The organism is Corallococcus sp. AB032C, from assembly GCF_003668935.1.
Lineage (GTDB): Bacteria > Myxococcota > Myxococcia > Myxococcales > Myxococcaceae > Corallococcus > Corallococcus exiguus.
The window spans coordinates 21099-46975 of the sequence record NZ_RAWP01000050.1 but is presented as its reverse complement, the minus strand read 5'-3'; the positions used below and the strand labels follow the sequence as shown (position 1 = coordinate 46975).

At 70.4% G+C, this 25877-nt stretch carries 18 protein-coding genes; 9 read left to right on the top strand and 9 right to left on the bottom strand.

The annotated features are described in order from the left end of the window. Positions 1-28 precede the first annotated feature (28 nt). The 3 genes from D7X99_RS22210 to D7X99_RS22200 all read right to left on the bottom strand — a co-directional run bounded on the left by D7X99_RS22210 (position 29) and on the right by D7X99_RS22200 (position 3008). Positions 29-379 (bottom strand): DUF2019 domain-containing protein, encoded by a 351-nt coding sequence (locus tag D7X99_RS22210; RefSeq protein WP_121779517.1) that lies wholly within the window; start codon positions 377-379, stop codon positions 29-31. Continuing rightward, complete coding sequence (locus tag D7X99_RS22205; protein WP_233613615.1) at positions 379-1494, bottom strand: TIGR02269 family lipoprotein; 1116 nt, start codon at positions 1492-1494, stop codon at positions 379-381. Before D7X99_RS22205 ends, D7X99_RS22210 begins: the two co-directional genes overlap by 1 nt. 107 nt (positions 1495-1601) lie before the next feature. Next, positions 1602-3008, bottom strand: coding sequence for a tetratricopeptide repeat protein (locus tag D7X99_RS22200; RefSeq protein WP_255429489.1), 1407 nt, complete (start codon positions 3006-3008; stop codon positions 1602-1604). 2 nt (positions 3009-3010) lie between these two features. Between D7X99_RS22200 and D7X99_RS22195 the strand changes: the two genes are divergently transcribed. Continuing rightward, positions 3011-3337, top strand: a complete 327-nt coding sequence (locus D7X99_RS22195) for a pilus assembly protein N-terminal domain-containing protein (RefSeq protein WP_158627052.1) — start codon at positions 3011-3013, stop codon at positions 3335-3337. 21 nt (positions 3338-3358) lie between these two features. Here the strand turns inward: D7X99_RS22195 and D7X99_RS22190 are convergent, their stop codons facing one another. Both D7X99_RS22190 and D7X99_RS22185 read right to left on the bottom strand, forming a co-directional pair. After that, positions 3359-3811, bottom strand: coding sequence for a PaaI family thioesterase (locus D7X99_RS22190; RefSeq protein WP_121779514.1), 453 nt, complete (start codon positions 3809-3811; stop codon positions 3359-3361). Further along, positions 3811-4260: a PaaI family thioesterase gene (locus D7X99_RS22185; RefSeq protein ID WP_121779532.1), complete on the bottom strand. Its 450-nt coding sequence runs from the start codon at positions 4258-4260 to the stop codon at positions 3811-3813. The genes D7X99_RS22190 and D7X99_RS22185 overlap by 1 nt, the downstream gene beginning before the upstream one ends. A gap of 160 nt (positions 4261-4420) precedes the next feature. On the opposite strand from D7X99_RS22185, the gene D7X99_RS22180 reads away from it, so the two are divergent. Together D7X99_RS22180 and D7X99_RS22175 are read left to right on the top strand one after the other, a co-directional pair. Further along, positions 4421-7864, top strand: coding sequence for an amidohydrolase family protein (locus D7X99_RS22180; RefSeq protein ID WP_121779513.1), 3444 nt, complete (start codon positions 4421-4423; stop codon positions 7862-7864). 409 nt (positions 7865-8273) lie between these two features. Then, positions 8274-8741: a hypothetical protein gene (locus D7X99_RS22175; RefSeq protein WP_158627051.1), complete on the top strand. Its 468-nt coding sequence runs from the start codon at positions 8274-8276 to the stop codon at positions 8739-8741. Between the two features lie 4 nt (positions 8742-8745). Here the strand turns inward: D7X99_RS22175 and D7X99_RS22170 are convergent, their stop codons facing one another. After that, entirely contained in the window at positions 8746-12138 is a 3393-nt protein-coding gene (locus tag D7X99_RS22170; RefSeq protein WP_121779511.1) for a PAS domain-containing protein, read from the bottom strand. 644 nt (positions 12139-12782) lie between these two features. Between D7X99_RS22170 and D7X99_RS22165 the strand changes: the two genes are divergently transcribed. After that, on the top strand, positions 12783-14294 hold the full coding sequence (locus D7X99_RS22165) for a M20/M25/M40 family metallo-hydrolase (RefSeq protein WP_121779510.1): 1512 nt from the start codon (positions 12783-12785) through the stop codon (positions 14292-14294). A gap of 66 nt (positions 14295-14360) precedes the next feature. Here the strand turns inward: D7X99_RS22165 and D7X99_RS22160 are convergent, their stop codons facing one another. Continuing rightward, the gene (locus D7X99_RS22160) at positions 14361-16121 is read right to left on the bottom strand and encodes an MDR family MFS transporter (protein WP_121779509.1); all 1761 of its coding nucleotides are present in this window, start codon (positions 16119-16121) and stop codon (positions 14361-14363) included. Positions 16122-16368: 247 nt separating this feature from the next. Here D7X99_RS22160 and D7X99_RS22155 point away from each other — a divergent pair, with 247 nt between their 5' ends. The 4 genes from D7X99_RS22155 (at position 16369) to D7X99_RS22140 (ending at position 23092) form a co-directional block, all read left to right on the top strand. Then, positions 16369-18354, top strand: coding sequence for a lysyl oxidase family protein (locus D7X99_RS22155; RefSeq protein WP_121779508.1), 1986 nt, complete (start codon positions 16369-16371; stop codon positions 18352-18354). Between the two features lie 100 nt (positions 18355-18454). Continuing rightward, a complete protein-coding gene (locus tag D7X99_RS22150; RefSeq protein ID WP_121779507.1) occupies positions 18455-20464 on the top strand; it encodes a lysyl oxidase family protein in 2010 nt (669 codons plus the stop codon). A 153-nt stretch (positions 20465-20617) separates the two neighbouring features. Then, a complete protein-coding gene (locus D7X99_RS22145; RefSeq protein ID WP_121779506.1) occupies positions 20618-21844 on the top strand; it encodes an ABC transporter permease in 1227 nt (408 codons plus the stop codon). A 27-nt stretch (positions 21845-21871) separates the two neighbouring features. After that, positions 21872-23092 carry an ABC transporter permease gene (locus tag D7X99_RS22140; protein WP_167548614.1) on the top strand — a complete coding sequence of 407 codons (1221 nt, stop codon included), beginning with the start codon at positions 21872-21874 and terminating at the stop codon, positions 23090-23092. 86 nt (positions 23093-23178) lie between these two features. Here D7X99_RS22140 and D7X99_RS43185 read toward each other — a convergent pair whose 3' ends face one another. Continuing rightward, positions 23179-23352, bottom strand: a complete 174-nt coding sequence (locus tag D7X99_RS43185) for a hypothetical protein (RefSeq protein WP_167548584.1) — start codon at positions 23350-23352, stop codon at positions 23179-23181. Positions 23353-23518: 166 nt separating this feature from the next. Beyond that, positions 23519-24361 (bottom strand): hypothetical protein, encoded by an 843-nt coding sequence (locus D7X99_RS42885; RefSeq protein WP_158627050.1) that lies wholly within the window; start codon positions 24359-24361, stop codon positions 23519-23521. Between the two features lie 195 nt (positions 24362-24556). On the opposite strand from D7X99_RS42885, the gene D7X99_RS22130 reads away from it, so the two are divergent. Next, positions 24557-25801, top strand: a complete 1245-nt coding sequence (locus D7X99_RS22130) for a phosphatidylserine/phosphatidylglycerophosphate/cardiolipin synthase family protein (RefSeq protein ID WP_121779504.1) — start codon at positions 24557-24559, stop codon at positions 25799-25801. Positions 25802-25877: the final 76 nt, after the last annotated feature.

The following is a 25877-nucleotide window of genomic DNA, read 5'->3' as shown; positions in this document are numbered from 1 at the left end:
GAGGGCGCCACGGTGCGTTGTGGGACGGTCATCCTGGGTCCAGGGACCAGGTGCCTTCATTCCAGTGCTTCAATACGATCGAGGCTTCGAAGGGAACGAGGCCCTGGCCCTTGGCGGCTTCCTCCAGGACGGCCTTGGCTTCAGCCGTCCGGTAGCGGAGCAGGGTCGCAGCGGCCGTCACCCGTACGTCCATGCGCTCATGCTTGAACAACACGAGGAGCGCATCCCGTCCGGCATCACCGTGGGCCAGGAGTTGATCGATCGCCGCGTTGTACTTCCTGGCGTGCTTGTTTCCGGTCCTGGAATCGCCTTGCCAGATGGCGTCGGTCTGGGCGGCGACATGCTTCGCGACCTGTTCGACCAGCTTCTCCAGGGTCATCACCAAAGCCCCTTCGACACGTTCTCGATGGCCCGCAGCCCGAAATCGCGTTGTGCCTCGTACGACTGCGTACTCAACCATTTCCGCACGGTCAGGCTCCCCGTGCCCGTGAGGTTACGCCGGATCGCAGAATAGAGTTCGCTGACGCGGGCATGCACGGCCTTATCCAGCGGGATGACGTTCTCGGTGTTGTGAAGGGCCTGGGGGCCGAACCGCTGCGCGTTGCCCGGCGTCTGCTCGACGATGTGATGCCACTCCTTGCCAGGACCCGCCGGCCCCCGGGCCTTCTTGAACCCACTGAATGAGCCCCAACCCCTGGGCGCACCCGCAGGAGGCGTGGACCCACCGCCGGTGCCACCGTTGGCGGCCATGGCCACCGCGCCGGGCGCGAGCGCGACCGTCACGGTCCCGGCGCTCACCGCCACGGTCTGCACTTCTCCGACCGCCGCGAACCGCAGGCCCAGTTGGGACTCGGCCTGCACCGTCGCCAGGGCGGCTCCGGGGAGCCGAGGCACCTTCGCGGCCAACCCGGGCGCCGTGGAGCCGATCGCCGCCGTGGCCAGCAGGGCGAATGCGCGTGCCGCGTTGCGGCCCATGACCTTTCCGTAGCGCTCGCCCGCCTCTCGCAGTGCGCTGAACGTGGTGGCCCGGTCCGCGGCTTCCACCAGTTGTTTGAAGCCCACGATGAGGTTCCAGAAGGTGTCGACGCCCACGTAGGCGATGAGTGTGGCGGTCATCACCGCCGCGAGCCCCTTGGAGAAGGGTTCGGGCACCGCGAGCAGGACCATGTACGTGGTCCAGGTCCAAAGGACCGTCGTCAGCATGGCCTGGGGATCGGCCATGTCCTTGAATGCATCCAGCAGCTCCTCCAGCACGGCCCCCTGCGCGAGTGCCATGGCCAGGGCGTAGCGTCCGTCTCCGTTGACGGTAGGGCCCTCCTGCAACAAGCGCAGGCAGTCGCCAGGTCGGCCCGTGCGCTCGCACCAGCGCAGGTAGGCACGCGTCAGCTCCACGTCCGCACTGGAGGCATCGCCTTCCAGGTGCTCACCCGGCCCCAGCGGCGTGATGTGGCGGCTGCGTGGGTCATACAGATACGAACCGCTGCGCGGCTCCACATACGGAAACCCTCCCCGGAGCCGGGGACGCTCCGTGGGAGTCATTTGAGCATGCAATGGCAGGCGAATGCAGAAGGCGCCGCTCCATCCGCCAACCAAGCCCCGCCTCAATGCGCGGCGGCAGGCTCCCCGGGAAGTACCTCGGAACGGCTCACTTCAAGGTCACTCTCCGAGCGGATGATGACCCAGCGTGCCTGCGGCGACACGCGCAGGGCCACCACGTTCGGCGCCAGGCGACGCATCTCCGGCTTGTAGGGCATCACCGCGGACGGAGTCGTCTTTGGTGGGGCCCCGGGCGCGCGGTTCTTCAGCGCGAGGACCTTCACCGTGGGGCGCTCCGGCGTCGGAACAGGATTCACCGTGGACGGCGGCACGGCCGGCAGTGCCTTCTGGGGCACGCTCCTGCCCACCATGACCGGCGTGATGCATGGAGGCGTATTCCCTCCCGGCTGCGCGGCCCCCTCCGCCGGTGGCTCCTCGAAGGCGGACATCGACACGATGACCTTCGGCAGCGTCGCGGCCTCCGGCGCACCTGCCGCCACTTGCGCCATGGAACGCGACAGCGTCCCCGTCGCCGAATCCAGCGCGGGCGTCACGATCGGCATGGCAGGACGCGGATGGGGCAGCCCCGCCTGCCGTCCCGGCCCTGGCATCGCGCCCGGTGTCCCACGGACGTTCACCGGCGAGATGGACGGCGCCGCCGGAAGACCCTTCGGTGCGTCCGGCTGCTGCGCGGAGTTGTGCACGAAGGAGGGCGGCGGAGACAACAGCACGCTGCGCATCCGTCCGGGCGGCGGCGTCGGCGGCGGCAGCCGGTCGAAACGGTAGAGCTCCTCGTCCTCCAGCGCCGTCGGCGTCACCGCGCCTTGACCCATCCGCGCCAATTCCTGCTGCAACGCCGCGTCGCGCGGATCCAACTCCAGCGCGGCCTTCAGCGCGCCCCTTGCACGAGACTCGCAACCCAATGACAACAGCACTTGCGCGGCTTTACGGTACGCGGCGATCGCTTGCTCCTTCTGCCCCGCGCGGCGGCAGGCCTCCGCCAGCCGGATGCGCACATTCGCGTCGCGCGGGAGCATCTTCGCGAGCTGCGCGTACGTTTCCACGCACTGCGCATACCTCCCCCGCTGGTACAGCGCATGGGCTGCTTCCTTCAGCTCCCGCAGCTTCATCGACTCGCGCTCGCTCATGGGGGTCTCCGCGTCGGTGTCGCTCTCGTGAGCTAGCAGGCGACGTGCCGCGCCCCCGTGACGCGCGCTCGCGTTCACTTCCGTGCCACCACCGCGACCCCAGGCTGGAAACCCTGTCCTCCACGCGGCGGACCCCAAGGCAATCCACCGTGCCCCTGTGCACGCTGTCCGCTGAAGGACCCGGCATGAACCCTGTAGAAATGGAAACCACGCTGTAACAACGTCAGTGCACGCATCGCGGGGGTCTCTCAGGAGACGTCGGATGCCAGCGCATGGGACATTGGGACAGCTCCGGACTCCGCCGGAGTCACCCGGAGGTTGCATCCATGGCTTTACGCTTCGTGGCCCTGACGTTGGGAACCCTGCTGCTCAGCGCCCTGCCCGCGGGGGCGAAGGAGCCCGCTGCTCGCGCCGGGGACTCGAAGGAGCTTCCTCCAGCGGACGAGACGCTCACCCTGAAGAAGGGCGCGAAGCAGGTGCTGACGGTGCAGGGGATGAGCCGCGTGGCGCTGGGCGACCCGTCCGTCGCGGACGTGAAGACCACCGGGAAGGACGGCGTGGAGGTCTCCGCGCTGGCGAAGGGGACGACCACGCTCATCATCTGGGGCAGTGACGGCAAACGCCGCACGTACCGCATCGTGGTGGACGGCTAGCGTCCCCCGAGCTCCGGAGCCTCACGGCTCCGACAGCAGGAACAGCGCGTGCGAGCTGGCGATGGGCCGCGTGCGGTCGTCCTGCCATGCCTCCACGCGCACGTTGGCCACGCGCCGCCCCTGCCGCGTGATGAACGCTCGCGCGAAGGTGTCCTGGGCCTTGCCCGAGCGCAGGAAGTCCACCGTGGTGGAGATGACCTTGGGCACGCGCTCGGTGTCCGTCTGGAGCAGCAGCTCGAAGATGGCGCTCGACTCCAGCAGCGCCCCCAGCGTGCCGCCGTGCAGCGCGGGCAGCATGCTGTTGCCAATGAGGTGCGGCGCGTAGCGCATGCGGCAGAGCATCTCGCCGGCCAGGTTCTCCACGCCAATGCCCATGAAGCGCGTGTAGGGGATGGCGTCGGTGAGGCGGTGGTACTCGCGCGACTGGCGCACCTGCCGCACCAGGTCCGCGAGGAGAAGCGAAGGCGTGCTCATCAGTTCTCCACCCGCATGAAGGTGCCCTGCGACGAGGCCACCGGCGTCGCCGGGTCACCCTGGTGCACCCGCGCGCGCACGAAGGCGACCATGCGGGTGACCTTGTAGCACTCGGCCTGCGCGGTCAGCGGCAGGCCCGGGCGCGCGGGGCGCAGGTAGTCGATTCGCAGGTCCAGCGTGACGATGGCCGCGAACGCGCCCAGCGCCGCCATCACCGCCGCGCCGCTCGCCGCGTCGATGAGCGTGGTCACCGCGCCGCCCGCCACCACCCCCGTCTCCGGGTTGCCGACGAGCACGTCCGCGTACGGCATCACCACCGTCGCGTCCGTGCCCCCCACCGCTTCCAGCCGCAGACCGAGCGCATGGTTGTGGGGCACCGCCTCGGTGAACAGGACGGAGAGCGCCTCGCGCCGCTCCGCCGGGTCCGTGGGAAGACTGAAGTCAGACATGGGCTGGAGGCAGTAGCAGATTCGGACCGCGCCGGGGGGACGCACCGCGGCACGCCGCGCCCAGGAACACGCCTGCCCGTCCACGAGTTCACGGGCGCCCTGCGAGCCCACGCATCCTGGCAGGATGCCGCGCCCCGCGTCTTCCCCGAGGACACTTCCGGTGAACCGACCCCTCTCCGCCCTCTGCTTCGCACTGCTCGTCCCAGGTCTGCTCCTGGCGGCGCAGCCCCTGCCCCGGCCCGCGAGTGCACCCGAGCCCGCACCTCCAGGGCAGGGTGAAGCGCCTCCGCAGGAACCGCCCAAGCCGCCCGCGCCCAAGGACACCGCGCGCGAAGCCGCCCGGGCGAGCGAGGGCGACGGCGGCACCCTGGCCCCCGTCGCCACGACGGAGCAGCCGGACGCGAAGAAGGAGGAGTGGAAGGTGGACGCGCCCCCGGGCGTGGCCAGCACGCAGGTGCCCATCGACGTGCGCGAAGGCACGTGGATGAACGTGGACGTGAGCCCGCGCGGAGACGAAATCCTCTTCGACCTCTTGGGTGACCTCTACGCGCTGCCCATCGCGGGCGGCGAGGCCCGCGCGCTGACGTCCGGCGCGGCGTGGGACATGCAGCCGCGCTACAGCCCGGACGGGAAGTCCATCGCGTTCACCAGCGACCGGGGTGGCGGGGACAACATCTGGGTGATGGACCGCGACGGCAAGAATCCACGCGCGGTGACGCAGGAGAAGTTCCGGCTGCTCAACAGCCCGGCGTGGAGTCCGGACGGCCAGTTCCTGGTGGCGCGCAAGCACTTCACCGGCCGGCGCTCGCTGGGCGCGGGCGAGGTGTGGATGTACCACCGCGCGGGCGGCGAGGGCGTGAAGCTCACCGAGCGCGCCAACGACCAGAAGGACCTGGGCGAGCCCGTGTTCTCCCCGGACGGCCGCTACGTCTACTTCAGCCAGGACGTCACGCCGGGGAAGTCCTTCGAGTACGACAAGGATCCGAACAAGGAGCTCTACGCCATTCAACGGCTGGACCTGGACGCGAAGGAGGTGGAGCCCTTCGTCACCGGTCCGGGTGGCTCCATCCGGCCCACGCCGTCGCCGGACGGCAAGCAGCTGGCGTTCGTGCGGCGGGTCCGCGGCAAGAGCGTGTTGTACGTGACGGACGTGAAGTCCGGGGCGGAGCGGCCGCTGCATGACGGGCTCGACCGGGACATGCAGGAGACGTGGGCCATCCACGGCGTGTCTCCGGTGATGGCGTGGACGCCGGACAACAAGTCACTGGTGTTCTGGGCGGGCGGGAAGCTGCACCGCATCGACGTGGCGACGAAGAAGGTGTCGCCCATCCCGTTCCACGTGAAGGGGACGCGCACGGTGTTCGCGGCGGTGAAGGGCACGCGCGACGTGGCGCCGGACCGCTTCGACGTGAAGATGCTGCGCTGGATGCAGGTGTCACCGGATGGCAAGAGGCTGGTGTACCAGGCGCTGGGCAAGCTGTACGTGAAGGAGCTGCCGTCCGGGACGCCGCGGCGGCTGACGCGGCAGAACGAGCACCTGGAGTTCTATCCGTCGTTCTCTCGGGACGGGCGCTCCATCGTCTACACGACGTGGGACGACGACGCGCTGGGCGCGGTGCGCGTGGTGTCGGTGACGGGCGGCGAGGGCCGCGTGGTGACGACGCAGCCGGGCTTCTACGTGGAGCCCGCGATGAGCCCGGACGGCAGGTGGGTGGTGTACCGGACGACGGGCGACGGCTACCTGATGCCGGGCACGTGGAGCCGGGAGACGGGGCTGTTCGTGGTGCCGTCCACCGGTGGAGGCGTGGCGCGCAAGCTGACGCGCGACGGGGAGCAGCCGCACTTCGGCGCGAAGTCGGACCGCGTGTACTTCCTGCACGTGGAGTCCAAGGACGTGGAGGACGTGCGCACGCTGCGCAGCATCGGGCTGGACGGGGATGAGCCGCGCACGCACCTGACCAGCGGTGGCGCGCTGGAGATGCGCGTGTCTCCGGACGACAAGTGGGTGGCCTTCCGCGAGGACTTCAACGCCTACGTGACGCCCTTCGTGCGCGGCGCGAAGGAGGCGCGGGTGGGGCCGTCCACCAAGGCGATGCCGGTGACGCAGGTGAGCCGTGACGCGGGCGAATACCTGCACTGGTCCGGCACGGACGCGCGGCTGTCCCTGCACTGGGCGCTGGGGTCCAATCTCTACACGCGGGCGCTGAAGGACGCGTTCACGTTCATGGACGGCGCGCCCAAGACGCTGCCGCCGCCGGAGGCGGACGGGGTGGACGTGGCGTTCTCCGCGAAGTCGGACGTGCCGGAGGGGACGCTGGCGCTGGTGGGCGGGCGGCTGGTCACCATGAAGGGCGAGCAGGTGGTGGAGGAGGGCGTGGTGGTGGTGAAGGGCAACCGCATCGTGGCGCTGGGCCCGGTGGGGAAGGTGAACGTGCCCGCGTCCGCGAAGGTGGTGGACGTGAAGGGCAAGACGCTGATGCCGGGCCTGATTGACGTGCACTGGCACGGGGCCATGGGCGTGGACGGGCTGATGCCGGAGCAGAGCTGGGTGCAGGCGGCGTCGGTGGCGTTCGGGGTGACGACGCTGCACGACCCGTCCAACCACTCGGAGACCATCTTCGCCGCGAGTGAGCTGGGCAAGGCGGGGATGCTGACGTCGCCGCGCATCTTCTCCACGGGCACCATCCTGTACGGGGCGGCGAGCGCGGACGCGCACGTGGAAATCGACACGCTGGACGACGCGCGCCGTCACCTGCGGCGGATGAAGGCGTTGGGGGCGTTCAGCGTGAAGAGCTACAACCAGCCCCGGCGCGACCAGCGGCAGAAGATCCTCCAGGCGGCGCGCGAGCTGGACATGCTGGTGGTGCCCGAGGGCGGATCGCTGCTCCAGCACAACCTGACCATGGTGGTGGATGGGCACACGGGGCTGGAGCACTCGCTGCCGGTGTCGCGCATCTACGACGACGTGCGCCAGCTCTGGAAGGGCACGCAGGTGGACTACACGCCGACGCTGGGCGTGGCCTACGGCGGGCTCATGGGGGAGAACTACTGGTACCAGAAGACGAACGTCTGGGAGGACACGCGCCTGTTGTCGTTCGTGCCCCGGCGCGTGGTGGACGGGCGCTCACGGCGCCGCGTGATGATTCCTGACGAGGAGTTCAACCACCAGAACGTGGCCCGCGCGGCGAAGGAGCTGAACGACCTGGGCGTGAGCGTGCAACTGGGCGCGCACGGTCAGCGTGAAGGCCTGGCGGCGCACTGGGAGCTGGCGATGTTCGTGCAGGGCGGCATGTCCCCGATGCAGGCCTTGCGCGCGGGCACGATCAACGGCGCGCGCCACCTGGGCATGGACAAGGACCTGGGCTCGCTGGAGGTGGGGAAGCTGGCGGACCTGGTGGTGTTGGACAAGAACCCCCTGGAGGACATCTCCAACAGCCGTACGGTGCGCTACACGATGGTGAACGGCCGGCTGTACGACGCGAACACGCTGAATGAAGTGGGCACGCGGCAGCGCACGCGCGCGAAGTTCTACTTCGAGAAGGACGGCAACGAGGGCTGGAGCCCCCGCGCCACCACGCACGCCACGGAGCAGGTGTGCGATTAGGACTCGTGATGTTGTTTTGTGGAACTGTCGCGGGCTGCGCAGGTGGCCCGCGACAGTTCCGGCAGTCCCTGGGCCCGGGGCCCGGGCCGGGCTGCGTCAGCACGGTGGATTGCCAATGCAAGAGCGGCTCGGCGGCGGCGTGCGAGCAGCTTGAAACCGTGTCGCCGCCCCGGCCCCGGAAGCCGAACCCGTTGCCTCCACCCGGGGCGGATAAAGAACTGGAGAAGACGGAGAAGGAACGGGTCAGGGAGACCTGCACCCAGGACTACATTCGCTGTGTCGATGCGGGCGGAGAGCGCAAGCCAGGACGGGTGGAGGGAGAGAGCCGTTGTGACTCGTGTCGGTCCTATTGCATGGCCAACGGGTTCTGGCCTGACGCCGTTTACAGCTGGAACGGGAAGGCATTGGAATGCCCGCGAAAATGAAGAAGGCGTTCCAGGATCCGCCCTTTAGGGATCCGGCCTGGAGTGCCTTCATCGATGATGTGTCGGACGTGAGTGGCCTCGCGCCCAGGGACTGGCCTCGGTTCCGCGCGGGCCTCAAGCAGGTGGAGCGGCGACATGCGGGACGGGTTCCGTCAGCTTCGCTTCTCCGCTTCATCGCCAAGACCGCCTTCTTCTGCGGCGCGCATTGGGGGCAGACCCCACGGATCGTAAGAGGCGCCCTGCGCGCCTACCTGAAGCATCCGGTGGACACCCGGATGTACTCGTACACGGCCGCGGAGTACTGGCAGTGGGCGTTCAAGGTCTCCCCGGCGGACCTGCCCGCCGCGGAGGCCATGCTCGCGGAGGTCCGCGAGTACCTGCCATCCCTGGACGACCACGAGCGCCGCAACACGGAAGGCCTGCTGGCCTTCCTGGAGCGCCAGCGCGGCTGACCACTCAGCGGGCCGTCGCGGCCACCTGGGCCAGGGCCTGCTGTATCTGCGGCAGCGCGTAGGGCTTGGGCAGCACCACCACGCCCAGCCACTGCCGCGGATCCCCGTCCAGCGCCGCGCGGCCATGGCCGGACGCGATGATGATGCTCATGGCGGGCTTTCGCAGCGCCACCTCGCGCGCCAGGTCCACGCCGGACATGCCCGGCAGCGTCACGTCCGTGAAGAGCACGTCGAACCGCTCCGCCGCCAGCGCCACCCGCGCCTCCTCCGCGCTCGCCACCGACATCACCGCGTGGCCCAGCAGCCCCAGCAACTCGCCGGCGGACGCGCGGATGTCCTCGTCGTCCTCCACCAGCAGCACGCGCATCCGCCGCGCGGCCTCCAGCGTCGCCGACGTTTCCCCGGGGCGCGGCACCTCCGGCCACTGGAGCTTCGGCGTCGCCATCCGTTGCTGCCGCTGGTCCAGCAGCGCCCGCACCTTGCGCGCCAGGTCCTCGCGCCGGTACGGCTTGGACAAGAGGCTCACGCCCGGGTCCAGCCGGCCGCCGTGCACGATGGCGTTCTCCGTGTAGCCGGACGTGAAGAGCACCTCGATGTCCGGCTGCAGCGACTTCGCCTGCCGCGCCAGCTCCGGACTGCGCACCGGCCCCGGCATCACCACGTCCGTGAAGAGCAGGTCCACCGCCACGCCGCTCTTCAGGATGGACAGCGCGCTCTGGCCGTCCACCGCGCGCAACACGCGGTAGCCCAGCTCCGTCAGCAGCTCCACCACCGTCGCGCGGACCTCCGCGTCGTCCTCCACCGCGAGGATGGTCTCCTTCCCGCCCTCCACGGGCCCCGTCACCACCTCCGTCACCGGCGCCTCCGGCTGGAAGGCGCGCGGCAGGTACACCTTCACCGTCGTGCCGAGCCCCAGCTCGCTGTAGAGCTTCACGTGCCCGCCGGACTGCTTCACGAAGCCGTACACCATGCTCAGCCCCAGACCCGTGCCCCGGCCCTCTGGCTTCGTGGTGAAGAAGGGCTCGAACGCGCGCTCCATCACCTCCTGCGACATGCCCCCGCCCGTGTCCGACACCGCCAGCAGCACGTACGCCCCGGCCATCACCTCCGGGTGCGCCTGCGCGTAGTGGTCGTCCAGCGACGCGTTGCTCAACTCCAGCGTCAGCTTCCCGGCGCCTCCCATCGCGTCGCGCGCGTTGATGGCCAGGTTGAGGATGACGTTCTCCAACTGGTGCGGATCCGCCATCGTGTTCCACAGCCCGCCGCCGATGACCGTCTCCACCTCCACGTCCTCGCCCAGCGCGCGGCGCAACAGGTCGTCCATGCCCCGCACCAGCCGGCCCAGGCTCAGGGAGCGCGGCTCCAGCGGCTGCCGCCGCGAGAACGCCAGCAACTGTCCGGACAGCCGGGCCCCGCGCTCCACCGCGCCCAGCGCTGACCGAACCCGATTCAAGCCCCGCTCGTTGCCCGCCACGTCGCGCTGGAGCAGTTGCAGGTTGCCGCCCACCACCTGGAGCAGGTTGTTGAAGTCGTGCGCCACGCCGCCCGTGAGCTTCCCCACCGCCTCCATCTTCTGTGCCTGACGAAGCTGCTCCTCCGTCTGCCGCTGCTCGGTGACGTCGCGCCCGCTGGCGTACAGCACGCCGTCCTCCGGCACCGGCACCGCCGTCCAGGAGATGCGCCGGTAGCCGCCGTGCTTGCACCGGTAGGCGCTCTCGAAGTTCAGCGTGGGATTTCCTCCCTCCAGGCGGTGCACCTCGGAGCGCGTCCGCGAGTAGTCCTCCGGGCGCTCCAGCCACTCCGACGTGCGGCCCAGCAGCTCCTCCTCCGTCCACCCCAGCATCTGCGTCCAGGCAGGGTTGACGCTGAGGAACTTCCCCTCCGACAGGCTCCCCACCACCAGCAGGTCCTGGGACACGTTCCACACGCGGTCCCGCTCCCGCGTGCGCTGCGCCACGCGCTGCTCCAGCGTCTCGTTGGCCAGCTTCAGGTCCGACAGCGCCTTGAGCCTGGACAGCGTCGCCCACACGCGGTCGGCCACGTTGCGCGACAGCTCGATCTCCTCCGCTGTCCACGTGCGCGGTTGCACGTCGTGCAGGAACAGCACCGCCACGAACCGGTCGTGCTCCAGCAGCGGGATGTTGAACAGTGCCCGGATGCCCACCTGCTCCAGCGTGGCCGCATGGGGCGCCGTGCGCGGATCCTCCCGCACGTCCGGGATGGCCACCACCTCGCCCTTCAGGAGGTCTTCCAGGAACACGCCGTAGTCGTGGAAGCGGTGCACGCCCTCCACGCGCACCACGTCCGGCGAGGCCACCCAGTTCGGGTGCATCAGCACCAGCGCGTGCGCCGCGTCCACCGTGCCGTAGCCCGCGCGCGGCACGCCCAGCATCCGCCCCACCACCTCCATGGCCAGCTTCGCGGCGGCGTCCGGGGAAGAGGCCTCGCGCAGCCGGTCCGCCATCTCCAGCAGCGCCGTCTGCCGCAGCTCCGCCCGCTTGCGCGAGTCGATGTCCACCAGCACGCCGGGAAAGCGCAGCGGCGCGCCCCGCGCGGAAAGCTGGCAGTGGCCGCTGGCCTCCACCCACCGGTTCGCGCCGTCGGCGCGGAGCACGCGGTACTCGGAGCGGTACGCACCGCCCGTCTCCAGCACGCGGGCAATGAGCGCTTCCACCCGGGGCCGGTCCTCCGGGTGGATGGCGGCCACGAACTGGGAGATGGGCAGACCTTCGCGCGCCTGCACGGGGTCCAGTGAGAAGGAGTGCGCGAAGCGCTCGTCCGCGACGACGCGGTTGCCGGGCACGTCCCACACCCAGGTGCCAATCATTGCCTCGGCGTTCAGCGCCAATTGCACGCGCTCGTTCGCCTCGCGCAAGGCATCGTCGGCCTGGTGGCGCTCGGTGATGTCCTGGGTGATGCCCACCAGATGCACGGGCTTGCCGGCCGCGTCGTACACCAGCGACGCCCGCCGGTGGATCCACCGCACGTCCCCGGTGTCATGCCGGCGGATGCGGTACTCCACCGACGGCGTGACCCGCCCCGAGGAGCGCGTGCGCGCGTTGGACACGTGGTGCCGGTCCTCCTCCAGCGCGAGCGCCTCGATGACCGATGCGGGCAGGATGTCCGAGACCGGCACGCCGTACAGCCGGCAGAACTCCGGCGTCACCGTCAGCTGGTTGGTGGCGATGTCCAGCGTGAACACCCCAATGCCGCCCGCCTCCTGGGCCAGCCGCAGCTGTTCCTGCTTCACGCGCGCGTCGGCGTTCCCGCCAGGGGGCGCCGGGACGTTGGGGACCGTGCCTGTGCCGTCATCCAGGCCCGCGGCGCGCAGGCGGAATCGCAGACGTTCGACCTCGGCCCTCAGGGCCTGTTCCGTTTCGGAAAGGGGCACGATCATGAGCGGGGGACCGCGGGTCGGGGGGGACGACCTCCGGCCGTGGCACTGTCGCCCGGGTCCTCCGGGGTGGGCAACGGAGAATTCCGAAGGAGGCATTCCTCCAGAACCGGAACACCTCCCCGGTGACGGCGTCCGCGCCCGGCTGTTCCGGGTGAACGCCCGAAGGTGCGTCGCCAGTCCGTCGTGCCGGCGCGCGGGCCCCTCCGCCCTGTCGCCTTGACGCAGGGCAGCCAGGGCGTCAGGTCGTCCTGAACCCTGGGAATACGGCGCGCGGCGGCGTGTCCTGGGCCTCCGGAATCGGGTCCAGGGCCTCCAGAAGCTGGAAGACGTCACGGGTTACCCAGGGCAAATGCGAGCCATGGGACGTCCCGCGTTGCGGAGAGTCGTGAACACTCACATCACCCGCGGGTCGCAATGCTCACTTCCCGCCTTGACGCTGCCGGGAATTTCTTTAAAGAATGCACGCACGTCCTCTTCTTCTTGGAAGATGGCGTATGTACCGGGCCTCGCGTTCCCCAACCGCGGAACCGGTGCGTGACGTCCCAGTTGAGCCCCGCGCGCCGCGTTCCCCCTCTCGGCGCGCGGTGGCCCCTGGGACTTCCACCCCGCCCCTCATCACTCATCAAGTCCCCTCGAGGATTCGAGTGTCCACGTCCACCTTCGTCCTGCCCGTCTCGCTGGCGCTGCAGCTGCTCACCTCGGCATCGCCTTCCCCCCAGAACACGGCGACCGCTCCGTCCCAGGAGCCCGCGCCGAAGTCCCCGGCCACCTCGTCGGTGAAGGCCACGCCCCCGGCCGTGACGAAGCTGAGCGCCGCGCAGCAGGCCACGGCGGCGAAGCTGGTGGGGCCCGCGCTCGCGGAAGGCCATGCGTACGCGCGGCTGGCGGAGCTGACGGATGGCATCGGGCCGCGCCTGTCCGGCTCCGAGTCCGCGGAGGCCGCGGTGCAGTGGGCTCTGCGCTCCTTCCAGGCGGACGGGGTGAAGGCGTGGAAGGAGCCGGTGAAGGTGCCGCGCTGGGTGCGGGGCGAGGAGCACGGCGAAATCCTCGCCTCCGAGCGCACGCGCGGCCTGCCGCTGGCGCTGCTGGCCCTGGGCGGCAGCGCGCCCACGCCGCCGGAGGGCATCACGGCGGAGGTGGTGGAGGTGAGCTCGCTGGAGGAGCTGGCGGCGCTGGGTGACAAGGTGAAGGGCCGCATCGTGTTCTTCAACCACACCATGTCGGAGGCGGCGGACTACGGCCGGTTCGCGGGGCTGCGAGGCAGGGGTCCGGCGGCGGCGGCGAAGCAGGGCGCGGTGGCCGCGTTGGTGCGCTCGCTGGCCACGGCGTCGCTGCGCACGCCGCACACGGGGTCCACGCGCTTCGACGAAGGCGGCCCGCGACTGCCCGCGGCGGCGGTGTCGGTGGAAGACGCGCTCACGCTGCACCGGATGCTCCAGGGCGGGGCGGTGAAGGTGCGGCTGGTGCTGGGGTGCTCGGACCTGCCGGACGCGGACTCGTCCAACGTGGTGGCGGAGGTGCGGGGCCGCGAGAAGCCGGACGAGGTGGTGCTCCTGGGCGCGCACCTGGACTCGTGGGACGTGGGCACGGGCGCGCATGACGACGGCGCGGGCGTGGTGATGGTGATGGAGGCCGCGCGGCTCATCGCGAAGCTGCCCCAGGCGCCCCGGCGCACGGTGCGCGTGGTGCTGTTCATGAACGAGGAGAACGGGCTGCGCGGCGGCCGCGCGTACGCGGAGGCGCACGCGAAGGAGCTGCCCAAGCACGTGGCCGCGATTGAAATGGACGCGGGCGGCGGGCGGCCCCTGGGCGTGAGCCTGCACGCGGGGCCGGGCGGTGAGGCGCTGATGCGTCCGTGGCTGGCGCCGTTGGAAGGACTGGGCGCCGCTCGGTTCCTGGTGGGGCACGCGACGGGCGCGGACCTGAGTCCGATGGAGCCCGCGCACGTGCCCTTCGTGGGCGTGCGGGTGGACAGCAGCCGCTACTTCGACGTGCACCACTCCATGGCGGACACGCTGGACAAGGTGGACCCCCAGGACCTGTCGCGCAGCACCGCCGCGGTGACGTGGATGGCGTACGCGCTGGCGGAGTCGCCGGGCACGCTCGTGCGTCCCACCGCGCCGGAGTCGGACACGCCTCCGCCGCCGAAGAAGTAGCGCGCATCGACGCAGGCCGCGCGAAGGGGCCGGACCCACGAGTCCGGCTTCCGCGCGGCGGGAGCGCTACGCCTCCGCGGCGGCCTTGCGTGGACTGCCTTTGCGAAGCGGCAGCTCCGGCAAGAGCAGCGTGACGAGCAGAGCCGCCAGCGCGACGAAGATGGCGAAGCGGTACACGGCCATCGTCGCGCGGGTGAAGGACTCCTTCATCGCGCGCTCCACGCGGTCCACGGTGGACAATGCGCGGGCCTCGTCCGCGTCCACGCGCGCGCGAGCCTCGGGCCCTTCTTGCAGAACCTGCCGCCGCTCCTCGGCGAAACCCTCCCGCAGCTTCGCCTTCACCTGCTCCGGCTGGAACCGCTGGCCCTGCGGCGCGCCTTCTCCTCCGCCCAGGCCCGACGGCGCGGACGCGTGCAATTCCTGTCGCACGTCCGGAGGCAGCCCGCGCGTGGCCTGCTGCGTGCGCGCGTGCATCTCCCGGCCCAGCGTGCCCGCGAACACGGAGCCCAGGAGCGCCACGCCCACCGTCATGCCCAGCTGCCGGAAGAACGTCGTCGCGGACGTGGCCACGCCAATGCGCTGGGGCGGCACGGAGTTCTGCACGGCCACGGTGTAGAGCGGGATGGACGGGCCCAGGCCCAGGCCCACCAGCACCATCTTCACCGTGACCTCGGCCTGGGTGGAGTCGGGCGTCAGCGTGAAGCCCATCACCGCGAAGCCGCCCATGAGGAACAGCAGCGCCCCCACCATCAGCGCCTTGTAGCGGCCCATCCGCGACACCAGCTGCCCGGACAGGACATTGCCCGCCACCACGCCCAGCGTCAGCGGCGTCAGCGTCAGCCCGGAGTGCGTCGCGGACAGCCCCACCACGTTCACCATGAACAGCGGCAGGAAGGTGACGGACGCCAGGAACACCGCGCCAATGGTGAACACCGCCGCGTTGCCCGCGGAGAACGCGCGCAGGCGGAACAGTGACGGATCCAAGAGAGGCTCCTTCGCACGGCGCTCCCGCCACACGAAGAGCCCCAGCCCCACCGCCGACAGCGCGAACAATCCCAGGATGGGCGCGGAGCCCCACGGGAACCCGCCCGCCCGGGGTGTCGCCGCGCCATGGCCCAGGCTGAGCGCGAGCAGCAGCGGCACGACGCCCACCGCCAGCGCCACCGCGCCCAACAGGTCCAGCTTCCCGCCGTGCACGCCCTCCGGCTTGAGCGGCGGCATGCGCAGGAAGATGAGCGCGAGCGCGAGCGCGCCCACCGGCAGGTTGATGAAGAACACCCAGTGCCAGCCCAGCGAGTCGGTGATGAAGCCGCCGGCCAGCGGGCCAATGACGCTGGACAGGCCGAACACCGCGCCGAACAGGCCCTGGTACTTGCCCCGGTCGCGCGGCGGGAACAGGTCCGCCACCACCGCCAGCGAACCGGTGAAGAGCGCCGCGCTACCCAGCCCCTGCACCGCGCGACAGAGGATGAGCACGAGCGTGGAGCGGGCCGCGCCACACAGGAAGCTGCCGGTGAGGAACACGGCGATGCCCGCCACCAGCACCGCGCGGCGGCCCATCAGGTCGGACAGCTTGCCCCACACGGGCACCATCATCGTGGAGGCCACCAGGTACGCGGTGGTGAGCCACGGGTAATGCTCCGGCGCGATGTGCAGGTCCGCCTGGATGGTAGGGCCCGCCGTGGCCACGATGGTCTGGTCCAACGCCGCCAGCAGCAGCCCCAGCAGCGCTCCCGCCAGCGTGAAGGCCTTCTGTGAACGGCTGAACCGCTCGGAGGCCGGAGCGGCGCGGGAGTCCAGGGCGGTGTCGGCGGCGGTGTCGGCCATGGCTCGGGCACGCACTCAGGGCGCGCGCATTCGCGCGAATCTGGGGACGGCGTCGGGGGCTGGCCACGTCCGCCTGCCCGGCTGCTCTCCGTCCGGAAGGCAATGCGCCGTCGGGCAGGTGTCGGAAGCACCGTTCATTCAGCAAGGGCCTTTCGGGGAACGGAGCGCGCCGCTCTATCCTGCGCACCCCTTCATGCCGGACATCGGATGCGCTGGGGGCGTGAGCGCGTCCTGCCCAGGAGTGAACATGCGGACCCGTGGAGCGCTGGCCTGCGCCGTGGTGATGTTCCTGACGGCGGGCTGCAAGGACGACCCCAAGCCCCAGCCCGACGCGGGTGTCCCGGACGCGGGCTCTCAAGACGATGCCGGCACCGCCGGGCCCACCCTCTCCGAAACGCCACGCTGGCAGGTGGAAGGCGATGGCCTCGACGCGAAGGAGTGCTTCGGCCGAGGCGTGGCGCTGGGGGACCTCGACGGGGACGGCCGCCAGGACCTGGTGGTGACTTCACCGCCGTGCACCAGCGGCCCCACGAACCCTGGCCGCGTGATGGTGTACTCGGGGCAGGCGTCCTACTTCTCCCAGACACCCGTCACCTCCACGCTGTCGTGGGTGCATCCCAGCCCGCGCACGTCGGGCTACCAGATGACGGTGGGCACGGGCGACGTCGACGGGGACGCGTACGCGGACGTGGTGGTGAAGAGCTACTACGGCGTCAGCGTGTACAAGGGCGGGCCGGACCTGTCCCAGGTGTTCGCCCAGCCGCTGTTCCGCGTTCCGGACTCGTCGACCACGCGCTTCGCCATCGGGCGGCTGCTGGACGTGGATGGCGACGGGCTGGACGACCTCATCGTCTCCACCTTCACCGGGAGCACCACGATCTATCGCGCGACGCCCGGAGGGAAGGAGGGCCCCTTCACCAACGTGCGCGTGCTGTCCGGCTACGCGCAGCCCGCGGGAGACACGGACGGGGACGGCGCCCAGGACCTGCTCATCCCCCTGTACGACGAGGAGAACAGCCAGGGCCTCTTCCTGGGCTGCAAGGCGGACAGCTCGCGTGTCTGTGATGGACCGCTCACCACGCAGCCGGTGTGGAAAGGCACGGCGCAGAGCGTGAGAGGGATTCCGGACCTGAACGGAGACGGCCGTCCGGAGATGCTCGCGGGGCTCCGGGGCACCGTGCGCCTGCACCTGTCCGACGCCTCCGTGCAGGGCTACTCCGCCTCGCCCGTGTGGACGTTGATGGACGACCCGGCCTTCCCCAGCGTGGCCGCCCAGAGCCTCTCGGTGGGCTCCATGGCGGTGGCGAGCAAGGGCCACGACTTCGTGCTCGCCTCGCTGGGGCGCGTGTACCTCTTCCGCCCCCAGGAGAAGGTGTCCGGCCCGCTGACGCCGGTGTGGGCGTGGCCGCGCGCCAACCGCCTCCTGCCCCAGACGATGCTGGGCTTCACCGTCCCCAGCGTGGCCAGCCCAGGAGACCTGGACGGAGACGGCTTCGACGACCTGGTGGTAGGCCTGTCGCAGGAGAACGACGGCACGCGCGCCCCGGGCCGGGTGGTGGTGTTCGGTGGCGGAGTGGAGGGGCACTCGGAGGAGTCCGCGCCCCTGCTGATACCCGCGAAGATGTGCAACCTCCAACTGGACCCGGTGAACGGCAAGCCGGACCTCACGGTGGACCGGGACGTCATCGCCCGCACGCTCTACATCGAACGGCGCTCCTTCGCGGCGGACGCCTGCGAGGTGCGGGAAGGCTGCGTGCCCGCGGGCGGCGAGCGGCGCCTGCTGCGCTTCACCACCTCCATCGTGAACCTGGGCACCGCGCCCGCGGTGGTGCCCTCGCCGGAGGAGCGGCCGGACCTCTTCGTCTACGACGAGTGCCACCAGCACGACCACCTGGTGAACTTCGCCGGCTACGACCTCAAGGACGCCTCCGGCAACTCCCTGTCCGTGGGGCGCAAGCAGGGCTTCTACATGGTGGACTTCACGCAGTACTGCGCGGACGGCACCGCGTTCGCCTGGTACGACCCGGGCACGGGCATCTCGCCGGGCTGGTCGGACGTCTACACGGCGGACACCGCCTGCCAGTGGCTGGATGTCACCGACACCCCGGACGGCGACTACACCGTGCGGGTGGGCGTGGATGAGAATCACATCATCGACGAGCTCGACGCGCTCCCCAACGAGGCCACCGTCAAGGTGCGCCTGAAGGGGGACACCGTGACCGTGCTGCCCTGAAGCGAAAGGGCGGGCCGAGCGCATCGTTTCACCGCGAAGGGACTCCTGGGGATGGGGCCGGTGCAATGCCGGCCGGTTTCATTCCGGGGAGAACGACACGATGCGGATGCGATTCGCGCGGTCCTGCGCGGTGGTGGGGCTCTTGTGCCTGCCGGGCTGCAAGGATGATCCGAACCCCCAGCCGGATGCGGGCACGCCGGACGCGGGCCCCACCCTCTCCGAAACGCCGCGCTGGCAGGTGACCGGTGACGGCGCGAACCCCAGGGAATGCTTCGGCCGCACCGTGGCGGTGGGCGACCTCAACGGGGATGGGCGCAAGGACCTGCTGGTGACGTCCGCGCCCTGCTCGGGCACCCAGACGGACCCTGGCCGCGTGATGGTGTACGCGGGCGAGGCGCGCGACTTCTCGAAGACGCCCGTCACCACGACGCTGACGTGGGTGCACCCCAGCCCCCGCGCCTCCAGCAGCCGGATGACGGTGACCACGGGCGACATCGACGGGGACGCGTACGCGGACGTGCTCGTCGCCACCGCCTTCGGCGTCAGCGTCTTCAAGGGCGGGCCGGACCTGTCCCAGGTGCTGGCCCAGCCGGTGTTCCGTGCGCCGGACTCCGCCACCCTGCGCTTCAGCGGCGCGCGGCTGCTGGACCTGGACGGGGACGGGAAGGACGAGCTCGCCGTCTCCACGCTCGACGGGGAGCTCACCGTGTACCGGGCGACGCCGGGAGCACCGGAGGGCGCTTTCACCGCCGTGCGCAAGCTGACCGGTGTCCCCAACCCCGCGGGGGATGTCGACGGGGACGGGGTCAAGGACCTGGCCGTGACCCACGACGACTTCAAGGTGGAGCTCTTCCTGGGGTGCAAGGCGGGCAGCGCTCACGTCTGTGAAGGGCCACTCACCGCGCAGCCCGTGTGGACGGGCCAGGCCGAGCTGTTCGCCGCGCTGCCCGACCTGAATGGGGACGGCCGCGCGGAGGCGCTCCTGCTGCTGGACGGCAGCCAGCGCCTGCACCTGTCCGACGCCGCGGGCCAGGGCTATGCGCCGCAGGTCACCTGGCAGCCGATGGACGACGCGGCCTTCCCCCTCTTTGGACAGGCCTACGTCACCTTCAACAAGACCGTCGTCTCCGTGGGCTCCATGGTGGAGGGCGGCACGGGCCACGACTTCGCCATCGGCGCCGTGGGCCGCGCGTACCTCTTCCGCCCCACCGCGAACGTGTCTGGCCCGCTGGAGCCGGTGTGGGCGTGGCCTCGCGCCAACCGGCTCGACCTCCGGACGTCGATGGGCACCGACTACCTGGGCATGGCCTCCGCGGGCGACCTGGACGGTGACGGGTACGACGACCTGGTGGTGGGGGTGTCCCCGGGCCTCAGCGGCACTCCCGCGGGCACACCCTCGGGAGGCAGCGGCGAGTCCGCCTTGGGCCGGGTGATGGTGTTCGGCGGCGGCGCGGTGCCGGACTCGCAGGAGCCCGCGCCCGCGCTGGCTCCCACGCGGATGTGCGGCCTCCAGGTGGACCCCGTGAACGGCAAGCCGGACCTCACGGTGGACCGGGACGTCATCGCCCGCTCGCTCTACATCGACCGGCGCTCCTTCACGGCGGACTCCTGCGAGGTGCGCGAGGGCTGCGTGCCCGCGGGCGGTGAGCGGCGCCTTTTGCGCTTCACCACCTCCATCATGAACATGGGCACGGGCCCGCTGGTGGTGCCCTCACCCGAGGAGCGCCCGGACCTCTTCGTCTACGACGAGTGCCACGAGCACCACCACCTGACGAACTTCGCCGGCTACGACCTGAAGGACGCGGCGGGCAACACGACGTCGGTGGGGCGCAAGCAGGGCTTCTACATGATCGACTTCACCCAGTACTGCGCGGACGGGGAGCCATACAGTTGGTACGACCCGGGCACGGGCATCTCGCCTGGCTGGTCGGACGTCTACACCGCGGACCTGCCCTGCCAGTGGCTGGACGTCACCGACACCCCGGACGGCGAGTACACGGTGCGCGTGGGAGTGGACGAGAACCACATCGTGGACGAGGCCGACACGCTCCCCAACGAGGTCACCGTCAAGGTGCGCTTGACCGGTGACACGGTGACCGTGCTGCCCTGAAATGGGAAAATCCCGCCGTGAAACGCCGTCCGGTGAAGGCCGCGTGCAATGGGCGGCCCTCCTGGGCGTAGAGTGCCTGACGCGGCCCGTCCGCCGGGGACCCTCCCGGTGTGCGCCAGGCCGCGCGGCTTCCATGCGTGAAGGGGTGGTTTCGTGAACTTCCGGGTCGACGTGTGGGAGGGCGCGCGCATCGCGCTGACCTCGCTGCGCTCCAACCGGCTGCGGACGGTGCTCACCACGGTGGGCATCGGCGTGGGCGTGTGCACGCTGCTGGCCATCGTCGGAATCATCCAGGGCTTGAACAGCTCGTTCGCGGACCAGCTCAACAAGATTGGCTCCAACACGCTGCAGGTGTCCAAGTTCCCCTGGGTGATGAACGGGGACTGGTGGGCGTACCGCAACCGCAAGACGCTCTCCCTGGACCTGGTGGAGCCCATGCGCGCCGCCTCCGAGCACGTCATCGCGGTGGCCCCCATGATGTTCGTCAACGCGGAGGTGTCCTTCCAGAGCCGGAAGCTCGCCTCCGTGCAGACCATGGGCACCAGCCCCGACTACGCGATGACGTCCTCCGTGGAGATGGGGCAGGGGCGCTTCCTCACGCAGGCGGACGTGGACAACCGCTCCCCCGTCGTGGTGATTGGCGCGGAGGTGGGCAAGGTGCTCTTCCCGGGCATCAACCCGGTGGGCCACCGCATCCTCGTGGACCGCCGCCCCTACCGCGTCGCGGGCGTCATCGTGGAGCGCGGCACGCTGCTGGGGCAGAACGTGGACCTGGTGGTGATGCTGCCGTACACCGCGTTCCAGGGGCACTTCGGCACCTTGCGTGACGTGACCCTGGTGCTCGCGGTGGACGAGCAGGAGAACGTCCCTCGCGTGCAGGACCGGCTCACGGAGACGCTGCGCCGGGAACGCAACACCAAGCCCGGCGCGCCGGACGACTTCGCCATCAACCGGCCGGATCAGCTGGCCAACATGTACGCGCAGCTCACCGGCGCGCTCTACGGCGCGGCCACCGGCGTCGGGCTCATCACGCTGCTGGTGGGCGGCATCGGCATCATGAACATCATGCTGGTGTCCGTGCGCGAGCGGACGCGTGAGATTGGCGTGAGGCGGGCGCTGGGCGCTCGCAAGCACACCATCATCTTCCAGTTCCTCATGGAGGCGGCCAGCGTGTCCGCGGTGGGCGGCGCGATGGGCACCGCGGTGGGCATGAGCCTCGCGTGGCTGGTGAACTACCTCACGCCCCTGGCGGCGGCGGTGCAGCCCATGACGGTGGTGCTGGGCGTGGGCTTCTCCGCGGTGGTGGGCCTGCTGTTCGGCATCTGGCCGGCGGCGCGCGCCGCGAACCTGGACCCCGTGGAAGCGCTCCGCCACGAATAGGCGCGAGCGGGAGACCTGACCATGTGGATGGCTTTCTGGGACACGGTGCGGCTGGCGTTCGGCACGTTCCGCTCCAACCCCCTGCGCTCCTTCCTGACGCTGCTGGGCATCGTCATCGGCGTCACCACGGTGGTGTCCATGATGGCCCTCATCGAGGGCCTCCGGAACCAGGTGAACGAACAGATGTCGGACCTGGGCAGCGACTGCTTCCAGGTGCAGCGGCTGCCCTTCGGCCAGGGTGAGCTGTCCATCGCGGAGCTCGCGCGCCGGCCGCGCTTCACCTACGCGGACCTGGACGCCATCCGCACGCAGCCCTCCATCGCGCAGGCGGCCGGCGAGGACTCCAAGGGCGGCCAGAAGGCCTCCACCGCCGACCGCGAGTCGCGTCCCAACGTGAACGTCTGGGCCGGCACTGCGGAGTACTTCAACACCAACTCGGTGAGCCTCTCCACCGGGCGGCCCTTCACGGACGCGGAGTTCGTGGACGGCCGGCGCGTGGCGGTGATTGGCCAGGACCTGGCGGACACGCTGTGGCCCGGCCTGGACCCCCTGAACCGCGAGTTCCGCCTCCTGGGCCGCACCTTCCAGGTGGTGGGCACGCTCAAGCGCCGGGGCGGGTTCCTGGGCGGCGGCAGCCAGGACAACCAGGCCATGATTCCCCTGTCCACGTTCGCGGGCATGTTCGGCGTGCGCGACTTCCGCATCAGCATCCAGGCGCAGTCCCCGGAGGTGCTCCAGCGGGCCCAGGATGAAGTGACGCTGCTCATGCGCCGCCGCCACGGGCTCAAGCCGACCGACGCGGACGACTTCTTCCTCTACAACAATGCGAGCGCCACGCAGATGTTCAACAGCCTCTCCGCGGCGGTGTCCGCGGCCAGCTTCGGCGTGTGCATCCTGTCGCTGCTGGTGGGCGGCATCGGCATCCTGAACATCATGCTGGTCGCCGTGACGGAGCGGACGCGGGAGATTGGCATCCGCAAGGCGCTGGGGGCCAAGCGCTACCGCATCCTCGCGCAGTTCGCGCTGGAGGCGGTGGTGCTGTCGCTGGTGGGCGGCGCGGTGGGCGTGGCGCTGGGCGTGGGCCTGGCGCACCTGGCGCGGTGGATGATCAACCTGCCCACGGAGGTCCCCATGTGGTCCGTGGTGGTGTCGCTGGTGATGAGCTGCGGGGTGGGGCTGGCGTTCGGCATCTACCCGGCGGCGCGCGCGGCGAAGCTGGACCCCGTGGAGGCGATGCGCTCGGAGTAGCACGCGCTCTTCGCGCAGGAAGAAGGCCCCGACCCGGCATGAAGCGGGTGGGGCCTTTTTTCATCACGGTCGTGCCCGGCCCGGGACTACGGGCAGGGGTACGTACAGGTGATCTGCCCGGAGATGGGGTTCTTGAAACACTGGGGCGTGCAGTCCTGCGCGTCGGCGGAGGACGGCGTGGCGGCGATGCCCAGGCCCATCACGGTGGCGGCGGCGGCGAGGACGAAGGCGATGCGACGGACGTGCTTGCGAGCCTGCATGGTGTCGTCTCCCTGCGATGTGTTGGCGCTGCACGGAGCACTCTAGGGACGGGGGCTGACAACGCCACTGGCGAGATTGCAGGCACGCGCGCACGCGCGGAGGGCGGGGTGCCAAGGCGCCGCACGCGGGAAGAAATTTGAAACACCGATGCGGCGAAACAATGCGTCAACGCCTGGGAGTGCGGCTCCACTGATAGCCCACCGTCGCGCCGCTGCCGATGAGCGAGAACGCGAGGTACTGGCGCACGAAGTCCAACCGTTCGCTGGAGCCGGCCAGGTGGCGCAGGCCTTCATGCGCGGCGATGCCCAGGAGCATTCCCACGGTCGCGCCGCCGAGCGCGCCCAGGTACGCGTGGCCGCGATCCTGGCTGTCGCCGAACGCGATTTCGCCCATGCCCCAGGTGCCGAGCGCGGCGATGGGAGGCGTGACGACCATCGCGGCGCCGAACGCGCCCACCTCCAGCTCCATCCACCGCCCTTGTGGATAGGAGGGATGGACGAAGAGGAAGCGTCCCGGAAGTGACGCGAGCACGGTGCCCGCGGCGGCCTCCGCGGCGGAGGCGCCCAGGCGCGTGTCACCGCCCACGCGGGTCGCGGCCCAGACGGTGCCCAGGGGCAGCAGCGTGACACCGCCATGCGCGACCCAGGTGCCGGCGGACAAAGGTGCCTCCGTGTCGGGCTCACCGTGCGGAATGAACGGCCGCAGCTGGCGAGGAGGCACGGCGGGAGGCGGAGGATCCGCGTCCAGGAACGGCGCATCCAGGACGGTGGGCCTCAGCGGAGGGGGCGGAGGTTCAGGCGCGGGTGACGCGGGCGTATCCGCGGCGCTCGATTCATCATGAGGCGCGGGCGCGTCCGGCGTGGGCGGCTGCTCATCCCGAGGCGTGGATGAAACATCCCTCGAGGGCGGCACGTCCTGCATCCACACCGAGGCGGACGCGGCCGGTGCCCCCAGCAGGCCCACCCACAGGAGCGCTCCGTACGCGGGTGCCATCCCCTGTCGCCCCATGCCGTGTCCGTCCTCCTGTGAATCCTTTGTCCGCACCCAGCAGTGCGCACGCGGCGCGTCCGGCACCACCGGCCTGGGGTGTCACGGGGCTCAAGCGTCGGCGGGTGGACGGTGTCGGTGTCCATCCACACGCTTCCTCCACTCGGAGACACACGGCGGATGCGGAAGGGCGGGGGCTGCCCTAGCTTCCGGACCGTGCGGCTGGTCTGGCCCATCCTGCTCGCCCTGCTCACCGCGGGGTGTCCCTACCCGAACCACCGACAGGACCTGCGCCTGCGCGCGCTGCCGGAGGACCCGGCGGAGAGGGAGCTCGCCATCGAGCAGACGCTGGGCATCCCGATGGAGCCCGGCAACGGCGTGGAGTTGGTGCAGAACGGCCGCGTCTTCGACGTCATCGAGGAGGAGATCCGCGCCGCGCGCTCCAGCATCCACATCGCCAGCTACATCTGGCGTCCGGGCATCCCGTCGGACCGGTTGCTCATCGCGCTGCGAGAGCGGGCCCCTGGAGTGCAGTGCCGGGTCATCGTGGATCCGCTGGGCAGCGTGAACTTCGAGGTCGTGGCGCCGGTGCTCGCGGACGCGGGCTGCGACGTGCGCATCTACCGTCCCTATCAGGGCGCGGTGACGTCCCTGGACGCGGCGAGGATCCGCGCGCGCATGCACCGCAAGATGGTCATCCGTGACGGCGAGGTCGCGCTGACCGGCGGCTTCGGCATCTGGCGCAGCTGGCTGGGCAACGGCGACGCGGCGGAGACCTGGCGAGACACCAACGTGCGGGTGCGGGGCCCCGTCGTGCGAGGCATGCAGCTCGCCTTCGCGCAGAACTGGCAGGAGTCCGGCGGCGCCTTCCTGCCCCCGGAGTCCTTCCCGGAGCTCGCGCCCGCGGGCAACGCGCGGGCCCTCTTCGTCGCCAGCACCGGGCACCGCTTCCTGTCGGAAGCCACGAAGATGTGGCTGCTGTCCATCGCGTCAGCGAAGCACCGGCTGTGGATCGCCAACTCGTACTTCCTCCCGTCGGAAGCCATCAGCGACATGCTCATCCTCAAGGCGCGCGAGGGCGTGGACGTGCGGGTGCTGGTGCCGGGCCGCTACCACGACGTGAGGCCCGTGCTCAACGCGCAGCGGGCGTCCTACGCGAGGCTCCTGGAGGCTGGCGTGCGCATCTACGAGTACGAGATCTCGATGATGCATTCGAAGACGCTGGTCGCGGACGACACGCTGAGCATCGTGGGCTCCACCAACCTGGATCTGCTGGCGCTCAGCCACACCGACGAGGGCTCGGTGATGGTGGAGGACCCGGTGCTGGCGGAGGAACTGGCGAAGTCCTTCGAGGCGGACCTCAAGCACTCGGCGGAGGTCCACTGGCACGGCTGGAAGCGGAGAGGCCTGCTTCAGAGGTTGGGCGAGCAGTTGCCGTGGTTCATCGGCGACTTCCTCTGAGCCCACCCTCCGAGGCGTAGAGCCCCCGGCCGTCTGCCTGTCCAGCTGACAAGGAACATCCGGGGCGGGAAGGCAG